This window comes from Enterobacteriaceae endosymbiont of Donacia versicolorea (assembly GCF_012570965.1).
Lineage (GTDB): Bacteria > Pseudomonadota > Gammaproteobacteria > Enterobacterales > Enterobacteriaceae.
In genome coordinates, this window is record NZ_CP046214.1 from 138,924 (window position 1) to 150,915 (window position 11,992).

The 11,992-nt window shown below is 20.7% G+C and carries 8 protein-coding genes; 5 read left to right on the plus strand and 3 right to left on the minus strand.

From position 1 onward, the window contains the following. Window positions 1-29: 29 nt before the first annotated feature. From murG to GJT89_RS00700, 3 genes are all read left to right on the plus strand, one after another. Window positions 30-1,088 carry an undecaprenyldiphospho-muramoylpentapeptide beta-N-acetylglucosaminyltransferase gene (gene murG, locus GJT89_RS00690; RefSeq protein ID WP_168894639.1) on the plus strand — a complete coding sequence of 353 codons (1,059 nt, stop codon included), beginning with the start codon at window positions 30-32 and terminating at the stop codon, window positions 1,086-1,088. 66 nt (window positions 1,089-1,154) lie between these two features. Beyond that, complete coding sequence (gene murC / locus GJT89_RS00695; RefSeq protein ID WP_246223071.1) at window positions 1,155-2,591, plus strand: UDP-N-acetylmuramate--L-alanine ligase; 1,437 nt, start codon at window positions 1,155-1,157, stop codon at window positions 2,589-2,591. 11 nt (window positions 2,592-2,602) lie between these two features. Beyond that, window positions 2,603-3,520 (plus strand): D-alanine--D-alanine ligase, encoded by a 918-nt coding sequence (locus GJT89_RS00700; protein ID WP_168894641.1) that lies wholly within the window; start codon window positions 2,603-2,605, stop codon window positions 3,518-3,520. Window positions 3,521-3,543: 23 nt separating this feature from the next. Here GJT89_RS00700 and GJT89_RS00705 read toward each other — a convergent pair whose 3' ends face one another. After that, the gene (locus GJT89_RS00705; protein ID WP_168894642.1) at window positions 3,544-4,023 is read right to left on the minus strand and encodes a hypothetical protein; all 480 of its coding nucleotides are present in this window, start codon (window positions 4,021-4,023) and stop codon (window positions 3,544-3,546) included. 116 nt (window positions 4,024-4,139) lie between these two features. On the opposite strand from GJT89_RS00705, the gene secA reads away from it, so the two are divergent. Then, on the plus strand, window positions 4,140-6,869 hold the full coding sequence (gene secA, locus GJT89_RS00710) for a preprotein translocase subunit SecA (RefSeq protein ID WP_168894643.1): 2,730 nt from the start codon (window positions 4,140-4,142) through the stop codon (window positions 6,867-6,869). Between the two features lie 52 nt (window positions 6,870-6,921). Here the strand turns inward: secA and dnaJ are convergent, their stop codons facing one another. Both dnaJ and dnaK read right to left on the minus strand, forming a co-directional pair. Beyond that, on the minus strand, window positions 6,922-8,037 hold the full coding sequence (gene dnaJ / locus GJT89_RS00715) for a molecular chaperone DnaJ (protein WP_168894644.1): 1,116 nt from the start codon (window positions 8,035-8,037) through the stop codon (window positions 6,922-6,924). 117 nt (window positions 8,038-8,154) lie between these two features. After that, window positions 8,155-10,089, minus strand: a complete 1,935-nt coding sequence (gene dnaK, locus GJT89_RS00720; RefSeq protein ID WP_168894645.1) for a molecular chaperone DnaK — start codon at window positions 10,087-10,089, stop codon at window positions 8,155-8,157. A gap of 372 nt (window positions 10,090-10,461) precedes the next feature. On the opposite strand from dnaK, the gene GJT89_RS00725 reads away from it, so the two are divergent. Next, window positions 10,462-11,958 carry a leucyl aminopeptidase gene (locus tag GJT89_RS00725; RefSeq protein WP_168894646.1) on the plus strand — a complete coding sequence of 499 codons (1,497 nt, stop codon included), beginning with the start codon at window positions 10,462-10,464 and terminating at the stop codon, window positions 11,956-11,958. Window positions 11,959-11,992 lie beyond the last annotated feature (34 nt).

The following is an 11,992-nucleotide window of genomic DNA, read 5'->3' on the forward strand; positions in this document are numbered from 1 at the left end:
ATATTAAACAAATATTTTAAAATATAAAAATGAAAAAAAAAATTATTATAGTAGCCGGAGGAACAAGAGGACATATTAATCCTGCTCTAAATATAGCATATAAATTAATTAGAAAAGGATGGAAAGTTCGTTGGTTAGGATCGTTATCAAGAATGGAATCTAAAATTATTCCTAAAAAAAAAATAAATATTTGTTTAATTGAATTTTTTAAATTTGAAAATAAAAACATTTTTTCAATAATTAAAACTATAATTAAATTAATTATATCTACTTATAAATCAATTATAATTTATAAAAAATATAAACCTAATTTAATATTAACTATGGGTAATTATATTTCTGGACCTAGTGGTTTAGCCGCATGGTTATGTCAAATTCCTTTAGCAATACATGAACAAAATAATGTACTAGGAATAACTAATAAAATTTTATCTAAAATAGCAACTATAAAAATGCAAGCATATCCTAATACATTTAAAAATGGAATATTAGTAGGTAATCCTATTAGTAAAAAAATTATTAAATTATCTTTATATAAAAGATCTATTATAAAAATTCATAAACCAATTCATTTATTAATTACTGGTGGTAGTCAAGGATCAAATATAATAAATAAAATAGGTGTAAAATTATCGAAAATTTTAAAAAATAAAGTATTAATTTTTCACCAAGTAGGTAACGGAAATTTTAAAAAAATTTATAATAAATATAAAAAAAATAAAATGAATAATTTTATATTAAGAGAATATATAAAAAATATACATAAAGCATATAAATGGGCAGATATAATTATATGTAGATCAGGAGCTATGACTGTTAGTGAAATTACTGCAGTAGGATTACCAGCTATTTTTATTCCTTTTCAACATAAAGATAAACAACAGTATTATAATGCTATAAATTTAAAAAAGATAGGAGCTGCTAAAATTTATGAACAAAATAATTTAAATATAAATAGTATTATAAATACTATATTATCTTTAAATAAAAAAAAAATAATAAATATGTCTAAAAAATCTTATAAATTATCAATTATTAATTCTACAGAATTAATTTATAAAGAATTAAATAATATAAAAATTAATTAATTTAATATTTATAAAAATATGAAATATAATATATATAAAAAAAAAAATATATATCAAATACCAAAAATGACAAATATTCGCCATATATATTTTATTGGTATTGGTGGTTCTGGTATGAGTGGTATTGCTAAAATATTAGCAAAACAAGGATATAAAGTTAGTGGTTCAGATTTATTAAATAATTTCAATATACAAAATTTAATTTCATTAAATATAAAAATATATTTTAATCATAATGAAAAAAATATTATAAATAAAAATATAGATTTAATTGTAGTGTCTAATGCTATTAAAAATAATAATCTAGAATTAATTGTTGCAAAAAAATTAAATATTATTGTAATTAATAGAATACAAATGTTAGCAGAATTAATGAGATTTTCTTATGGTATTACAGTAACAGGAACACATGGTAAAACAACTACTACTGCAATAATATATAAAATATATAAATTAGCTGGTTTAAATCCAACATTTATAAATGGTGGAATTTTAAAAAATTCTAAAGAATATTCTTATTTAGGTTCAAGTAAATATTTTATTACTGAAGTAGATGAAAGTAATAAATTTTTTTCAAATTTAAGACCAATTATTAATGTAATTACTAATATTGAAAATGAACATTTAGAATATTACAATAATAATATTAAAATTTTAAAAAAAACATTTTTAAAATTTTTAAAAAAAATTCCATTTTATGGATGTATAGTTATTTGTATAGATAATAAAAATAATTATAATTTAATAAAAGAAAATAGAAATTTTTTAAAATCAAAAATTATTACTTATGGTTTTCATAAGAGTGCTGATATTAGATTAATAAATTTCACTCAAAATATTTATGGAAGTAAGTTTTATATATTAGACAAAAAAAAATTATTAAATTTAAAAATAAATTTGAAAATTTTTGGTTATCATAACGCATTAAATGCAACAGCTGCTTTTATAGTATCATCTTATATTGGATTAAAATATTCAATTATTTTAAAAACATTAAAAGAATTTGAAGGTATAAAAAGAAGATTTGATATTTTGGGCATTTTACCCTATTATAATAAAATAAATACAAAAAAAAATACAATAATTATTGATGATTATGGACATCATCCAACTGAAATAAATGTTACTATTAAAACTATACGTAATATTTGGCCAAATAGAAAATTAATAATGGTTTTTCAACCTCATCGTTTTTCAAGAACTTTAAATCTTTTAGATAAATTTGTTAAAATTTTATCTAAAGTTGATATATTATTTTTATTAGAAATTTATTCTGCAGGAGAAAATCTTATTAAAAATATTAATAGTAAAAATTTATGTAAAAAAATTAAAAAATTAAGATTAATTTCTCCTATTTTAATTAGATCAAATAATTATAATAATATTATAAATATTATATTTAAAAAATTAAAAGGAAATGAAATATTAATTTTTCAAGGTGCTGGAGATATTAATAATATTTCATCTTTTTTCATTAAAAAAAATTTAAAAAATAAAAATTAAATAATAAAATCATGTCTGAAAAAATAGCTGTTTTATTTGGAGGAAATTCACAGGAAAGGGAAATTTCATTAAAATCAGGTAAAAATATTTTAAATGCTTTACTAAAAGTAGGTATAAACGCAATTGGAATAGATCCAATAAAATTTCCATTATTATATTTAAAAAAATATGGATTTACTAAAGTTTTTATATCTTTACATGGTAAAGGTGGAGAAGATGGTACTTTACAAGGAATATTAGAATATTTAAATATTCCTTATACTGGCAGTGGGATATTATCTTCTGCAATAACTATGAATAAATTTATTACAAAAACTATATGGAAAGCACATGGATTACCAGTATATCCTCATTTTTTATTAACAAAAAAAAATTTTATTAAATCAAATTATTTAAAAATAAAAAATAAAATTTTAAAATTAACTTTACCCATTTTTATAAAACCTAATTGTAATGGATCTAGTTTAGGTATTTTTAAAGTTAATCATATAGATGATATTTTTAATACAATAGAAAAATCATTTATATATAGTAATAATCTTTTAATTGAAAAATATATAAGAGGAACAGAATATACAGTAGGAATTTTAAATAAAAAAATTTTACCACCTATAAAAATAGAATATGTAAATTCTTTTTACAATTATCAAGCAAAATATTATGCAAATAATACAAAATATTTTTGTCCAAGTGGATTAAGTAAAAAAAAAGAAAAAGAATTATCTAATATAGTATTATATGCATGGAATGTTGTCAAATGTACTGGATGGGGTAGAATTGACGTTATTTTAGATAATAATAATAATTTTCAATTATTAGAAATAAATACCATTCCTGGAATGACATCACAAAGTCTATATCCGATAGCTGCTAAAACAGCAGGATTATCTTTTTATGATTTAGTTATTAAAATTTTAAATTTAACTTAATAAAAAAATTTTTATATTAAATACTATATTTTTGTTAATTGAATAAATTTTTTTATTATAATACGTAATTTTATAGAACTCTTTTTAGATAAATTTAATAGTAGTTTAGCACTATATTTACTTAAAATTTTTTTTTTAAAGTTAAATTTATGATTATAATTATTAATTAATGTTGTTTTAAAAAAAACAGGATTAATTTTAAAATCAATTTTTTTCAGAGAAGGAATAATATTTTTTTTTAAAAAAAATATAAGATTATCCCTTTCAGATAAAAATTTAATAATATAATTAGAATTATATAATTCTAAAATTAAAATATTATTTTTAATATTTTTAATATTATAATAATTATGTAATTCAATAGGTAAATATTTTTTGATAAATCTATTAATTTTTATTAAAATAATTGTATGTATGTATATTTTGTATAAAATTTTTGTATGAGGTGAAGAATATTTTTTTTGAAAAATTTTATTAATCAATAATAATTTATTATTACGCATGAAATTTATCCTTTAAAAAATTTTAAAATGAATATTTATTATACCTTTAATTTAAATAATTATTTAATAATGTTTTTTATATTAAAATTATATTTTATTAAGAAAAGAGTATTTATATGTTAAAAAAAATTTTTACTAAAATTTTTGGTAGTAATAATGACCGTATTTTAAAACGTATTCAAAAAACAGTTAATATTATAAATGATATGGAAAAAAAATTTGAAAAATTAACTAATTCTGAGTTACAAAATAAAACTTTATATTTAAAAAAAAAATTACAAAATAATCATTCCTTAGAAAATATTTTACCAGAATCTTTTGCAACAGTTAGAGAAGCCAGCAAAAGAGTATTTAATATGCGTCATTTTGACGTTCAATTAATTGGTGGGATTGTATTAAATAATAATTGTGTAGCGGAAATGAGAACTGGAGAAGGTAAAACATTAACATCTACATTACCAGCATATCTTAATGCTCTTAGTGGTAAAGGTGTTCATATAGTTACTGTTAATGATTATTTAGCTCAAAGAGATGCTATAAATAATAAAATATTATTTGAATTTTTAGGTTTAACTGTCGGGATTAATATATCTAATATGTCATTAGATGAAAAAAAAATTGCTTATAAAGCAGATATTACCTACGGAACTAATAATGAATATGGATTTGATTTTTTAAGAGATAATATGGTTTTAAATTATAATGAAAAAGTACAACGTACTTTAAATTATGCTATTATAGATGAAGTTGATTCAATACTTATTGATGAGGCTCGTACTCCTTTAATTATTTCAGGTACAACAGAAGATAATTCAGAATTATATATTCAAATTAATAATATTATACCTAAATTAATATATCAATCAGAAGAAGATTCTGAATTTTTTAAAGGTCAAGGACATTTTTTTATAGATGAAAAATCACGTCAAGCATATTTAACAGAAAGAGGTTTAATTTATTTAGAAAAAATATTAATAAAAAAAAATATTATAAATAAGGGAGAATCTTTATATTCTAATTCTAATATTATTGTTTTACATCATGTTATTTCTGCATTAAGAGCACATAAACTGTTTAAAAAAAATATAGATTATATATTAAAAAATAATAAAATTATAATAGTAGATGAACATACTGGAAGATTAATGAAGGGAAGAAGATGGTCTGAAGGATTACATCAAGCAATAGAAGCAAAAGAAAATGTAAAAATTAATAACGAAAATCAAACTTTAGCATCTATTACATTTCAAAATTATTTTAGATTGTATAAAAAATTATCAGGTATGACTGGTACTGCTAGTACTGAATCTTTTGAATTTAAAGAAATTTATGAATTAGATACAGTAGTTATTCCTACTAATAAACCTATGATTAGAAAAGACTTATCAGATTTAGTTTATTTAACTAAAGAAGAAAAAATAAAAGCAATAATTGAAGATATAAAAAATAAAAATTTTAGAGGACAACCAGTATTAGTTGGTACTATTTCTATAAAAAAATCTGAAATAATTTCTCAAAAATTAAAAGATATAGGTATAAAACATAATGTTTTAAATGCAAAATTTCATGCTAGAGAAGCAGAAATTATATCAAAAGCAGGGAAAAAAAATGCAGTAACAATTGCAACTAATATGGCAGGTAGAGGAACAGATATTGTTTTAGGAGGTAATCTATTATTACATAATACTCAGTATAAATTAGAAACAATCAAAAATTTAAAATTACAGTGGCAAAAAAAACATAATGAAATAATTAAATTAGGAGGATTATATGTTATAGGAACAGAAAGACATGAATCAAGGAGAATTGATAATCAGTTAAGAGGACGTGCTGGTAGACAAGGAGACATAGGATCTTCAAGATTTTATTTATCAATGGAAGATTCTTTAATGCGTATTTTTGCATCTAAAAATATATCTAATTTAATGAGTAAATTAGGTATGAAAAAAAATGATTTTATTGAACATCCTTGGATAACTAAATCAATTTCAACTGCACAAAAAAAAGTAGAACATTACAATTTTGAAATAAGAAAACAATTATTAGAATATGATAACATAATAAATGATCAACGTTTAGCTATATATTTACAAAGAAATATATTATTAAAATCATCAAATATTAATCAAATAATTAATAATTTTAGAATTGATTTTTTATCAAAAATTATAAATAATTATATAAAGTCTAATAATTTTATAAAAGAAAAATGGGATTTAAAAAAATTAAAAAAATATTTTATAAATGTCTTTAATTATAAATTACCAATTAAGAATTGGTTACATGAAAAAAAAAAAAACAGTAAAAAAATATTAGATAAAAATTTTATTTTAAAAAAAATAATTAATTTTATAGAAATAAAATATTTAAAAAAAATAAACATAATAGAAAAAAAATATATAAATAATTTTGAAAAAAATATTACATTGCAAATTTTAGATAATTTATGGAAAGAACATCTTTCAGCTATAGAATATTTAAAACAAGGTATTCATTTAAGAGGATATGCACAAAAAGATCCTAAACAAGAATTTAAGCATGAATCTTTTCATATGTTTAATGTAATGTTAGATTCTTTAAAAGAAGAAGTTATTATTACCTTAAGTAAGGTTGAAATTAATACAATTAAAAATTCTGATGAAATTACTTTATTAAGTAAAAATAATAAAGAGAAAAATATTTATAATTTTAAAATTATAAAAAAAATACCTGATTCTTCTGTAAATAAAACAAATAAATACTTAAATAATATTAACCTTTTTAAAAAAAAAATAGGTAGAAATGAAAAATGTCCTTGTTTTTCAGGGAAAAAATATAAATTTTGTCATGGATTAATTTTAAAATAAAAATAATAGAGGGTATAAAAAATAAATTTATTTTTTATACCCTCTATTATTTTTAAAATTGTATTTTATGAAAAAAATTTTTAATATTATCTAAAAATTTTTTTAATTTAGGATAATTTCGATAATCAGAAAATTCATTAAAACTTTTTTCTAATTTATATAAAATTTTTTTTTGTGTATTATTTAAATTAATTGGAATTTCTATTTTTATTTTACAAAATAAATCACCAAAATTATTGTTTTTAATGGATTTAATTCCTTTGTTTCGTATTCTAAATATTTTACCTGTTTGAGTACTTTGAGGAATTTTTAATTTTACATAACCATTTAAGGTAGGAATATCTATATTTCCACCTAAAATAGCTGTAATGAAATTAATAGGTAGTTCACAATATAAATTATTTTCTTTACGAGTAAAAAGGTGATGTTTTTTAATCTTAATTTCTATATATAAATCTCCAGATGAAAATTTATTGTAACCTATTTCTCCTTCTCCACTTAATCTAATTTGATCTCCTGAATTAATTCCACTAGGAATTTTTACTGATAAAGTTTTATAAACTTCAATTTTTTTTTTACCTTTACAATAAAAACAAGGATTTTTTATAAAATTTCCTTGACCATGACATTTAGGACAAGTTTGTTGAACAGTAAAAAATCCTTGACTCATATGAATTTGTCCTAAACCATTACATGTATAACATTTTTGTAACGTACCTTGAGATCCTGTTCCATTACAATAATTACAATTTTTTAAAATAGGAATTTTAATTTCTTTAGTTATTCCTTTTACCGCATCTTCTAAAGAAAGTTCAATTAAATATTTTAAATCAGATCCTCTTTTAGAACTTTGTTTATTTTTTGTATTCCCACCAAAAATATCACCAAAAACATCTCCAAAAATATCACTAAAATCAGTTGTTGTATTATTTATATTTTCATGATCAAAAGCAGAATGACCATATGCATCATATGCAGCTCGTTTTTTAGCATTACTTAAAATTTCATAAGCTTGTTTAATTTCTTTAAACTTATCTTCAGCATTTTTATTTCCGGGATTACGATCTGGATGAAACTTCATAGCCAAACGTTTATATGCTTTCTTAATCTCACGATCTTCAGCATTTTTAGTAACACCTAAAATATCATAATAATCTTTTTTTGCCATAATAAATAACTATCCTAATCTAACCCCACAATTACTTAATACCGATTATTATCTTCTATAAACGGTATTAACATATTTTTATAATTCTATAAAAAAAATAATTATATATAATAAAAATTATTTTTTTTTATCTTTAATTTCTTCAAATTCAGCATCTACAACTTCATTATCTTGATTATTATTTTTCATATTATTATTTTTTTTTTGTATATCATTATTATTATTATCTTTATTATCATTTTGATTAAAAGTCATAATACGACTAGATAATTCTATTAATTTTTGTATTTTTTCTTTTATATCGTTTTTATTTTCTGTTTTAAGAGATTTATTTAAATCATTAATTGCATTATTAATTAATATTTTATCTTCTGATTTAATTTGATCACCAACTTCTTTAATCCTTTTTTCTGTATTATGTATAAGTTGATCTCCTTCATTACGTATTTTAACTAATTCTTCAAAAAGACGATCAGATTCACTATTTGCTTCTGCATCTTTTATCATATTTTCAACTTCTTGTTTATTTAAACCTGATGATGCTTGTATAGTAATTTTTTGTTCTTTTCCGCTTTTTTTATCTTTTGCAGAAACATGTAAAATTCCATCAGCATCTATATCAAATGTGACTTCTATTTGAGGAATACCTCTTGGAGCAGGATTAATACCATCTAAATTAAATTGACCTAAAGATTTATTGTCATTTGCTCTTTTACGTTCTCCTTGTAAAATATGTATAGTAACAGAAGATTGATTATCTTCAGCTGTTGAAAACACTTGACTATGTTTAGTAGGAATAGTAGTATTTTTATCAATCAATGATGTCATTATTCCACCAATTGTTTCAATTCCTAAAGATAATGGAGTTACATCTAGCAATAACACATCTTTTACATCTCCAGCTAATACTCCTCCTTGTACTGCAGCTCCTATTGCTACAGCTTCATCAGGATTAACATCTTTTCTTGGTTCCTTATTAAAAAAAGATGCTACTTTATTTTGAACCATAGGCATACGAGTTTGTCCACCTACTAAAATTACATCATTAATATTATTAACAGTCAAGTTTGCATCTTTTAAAGCCATTTTTAATGGTTTAATTGATTGATCTATTAAATCTTCTACTAAAGATTCTAATTTTGCTCTTGTTAACTTAATATTTAAATGTTTTGGACCCGTAGAATCTGCTGTAATATAAGGCAAATTAACATCAGTTTGTTGTGCTGAAGATAATTCAATTTTTGCTTTTTCCGCAGATTCTTTTAATCTTTGCATTGCTAATGGATCATTTTTTAAATCTATTCCTTGATCTTTTTTAAATTCTGTTACTAAATAATTAATTATACGACTATCAAAATCTTCTCCTCCTAAATGAGTATCTCCATTAGTTGATAATACTTCAAATGTTTTTTCTCCATCAACATTATCTATTTCAATAATAGAAATATCAAATGTTCCTCCTCCTAAATCATAAACAGCTATAGTACGATTATTACCTTGTTCTTTATCTAATCCATATGCTAACGCAGCAGCTGTAGGTTCATTTATAATTCTTTTTACTTCTAAACCTGCAATACGACCTGCATCTTTTGTTGCTTGACGTTGTGCATCATTAAAATATGCAGGTACTGTAATAACAGCTTCATTTACTTTAAATCCTAAAAAATCTTCAGCTGTTTTTTTCATTTTTTTTAAAACTTCAGCTGAAATTTGTGGTGGAGCCATTTTTTTCCCGTTAATATCTATCCATGCATCACCATTATTTGCTCTTACAATTTTATAAGGCATAATTTTTATATCACGTTGTACCTCTTCATCATTAAAACGTCTTCCTATTAATCTTTTAATTGCAAAAAGAGTATTTTTAGGATTAGTAATAGCTTGTCTTTTTGCTGGTTGTCCTACCAAAATTTCACCATCTTGAGTATATGCAATAACAGAAGGTGTAGTTCTATCTCCTTCTGAATTTTCTAAAACACGTGCTTTAGATCCATCTATAATTGCTACACAAGAATTAGTTGTTCCTAAATCAATACCAATTATCTTACTCATTTAAATAACTCCTATAAATTTATAATTATTTTTATAATAAAAAATTTTGGTATACAAATAATTATAATATATGTAATTTATATATTCTAAAACATAATCCTTGATGAAGAGGAAATGGGGACACATCTGTACTCATCAAGGGGGTAAATACAAATTTTTTTAAAAATTTGTAATTTTCTTACTAATTATGAACTAATTTAGTTATTAATATTAATTTTTTTTAAAATAAAGTATTTATATAATATTATTTTTTAAAATAATATTATATATTATTCTATCTAATATTTTATTATAATATTTTTAATACATAAAATAATTTTTATTTATAATATAAATTATTTTTATTTCCATATATTATTTTGGAGAAAATAAATGAAATATATAGCAGAAAAAACAATTTTTTTTAAAAAAAAATTATTAGATTGCATAGTAATACCTATATTTGAAAAATATAAATTTTCTAAAATTACAAAAGAAATTAATATTATATCTAATAACTATATATTAGATACATTAAAAAAAAACAATATAAAAGGAAAAATTAATCAAAATATTATTTTATATCAAATTCCTAATTTTCCATTTAAAAAAATAGTTCTTATTGGGTATGGTATTAAAAATAATATTAATAGAACACAAAATAAATTAATTATTAATAATGTAATTAATTTATTAAAAAAATATAAAATTAAAGAGATTATTTGGTGTCTTACAGACGTAAAAATAAATAACTGTAATTTGTATTGGAACATAAGAGATACAATTAATATTATAGAAAATAATATTTATATATTTAATAAATTTAAAAATAATTTATTGTATTTTTCATCAAAAATAATATTTAATATTAATAATAATTCTAGTAGCTGTTATTATACTGCTATAGAACACTCAAAAGCAATTAATTTAGGTATAAAAAAAGCTAAAAATATAGCTAATCTTCCTCCAAATATATGTACTCCTGAATATTTATCTATTAAATCATTAAAATTAGCAAAAAAATATAAAAACATTTTTGTAAAGATTATTGATAAAAATATTATGAAAAAAATAGGTATGAATACCTATCTTACTGTAAGTAAAGGTTCAAAAAATAAACCTTTTATTTCTATTTTAGAGTATCAAAATAATGATAAATCAAAACCCATAATACTTTTAGGTAAAGGAGTTACTTTTGATTCTGGAGGTATATCTTTAAAACCTAGTAAAAATATGGAGGAAATGAAATATGATATGTGTGGTGCAGCAGCTGTCTATGGAACTATATATGCAATAGCTGAACTTAAATTACCTTTAAACATTATTGCTATTATAGCTGGATGTGAAAATATGCCTGATGGTAATGCATATAGACCTGGTGATATTATAAAAACAATGTCTGGAATTACTGTAGAAATTACAAATACAGATGCGGAAGGACGTTTAATTTTATGTGATATATTAACTTATATAAAAAAATATAATCCTAAATATGTTATTGATATTGCTACTTTAACAGGAGCTTGTGTTATAGCATTAGGTAATAATATAAGTGGTTTAATGACTAATAATAAAAAATTATCTGAAAATATTATGAAATCTTCATTAGAAACAGATGATCGTGTTTGGGAATTACCTATAGATGATAAAAGTTATTATGATCAATTAAAATCTAATTTTGCTGATTTAGTTAATAGTAGTAATAATATAGCTGGAGGAGCGATTACTGCAGCTTGTTTTTTATCTAAATTTACTAAAGAATATAAATGGGCTCACATAGATATTGCAGGAACAGCATGGTATTATTTAAATCAAAAAGCAATTTCTTCAGGTAGACCTATTAATATGTTATGTCAATTTCTAATTAATGAAACATTAAATAACAAATAATCAATTTAATATACATTATATTTATATAGGATAT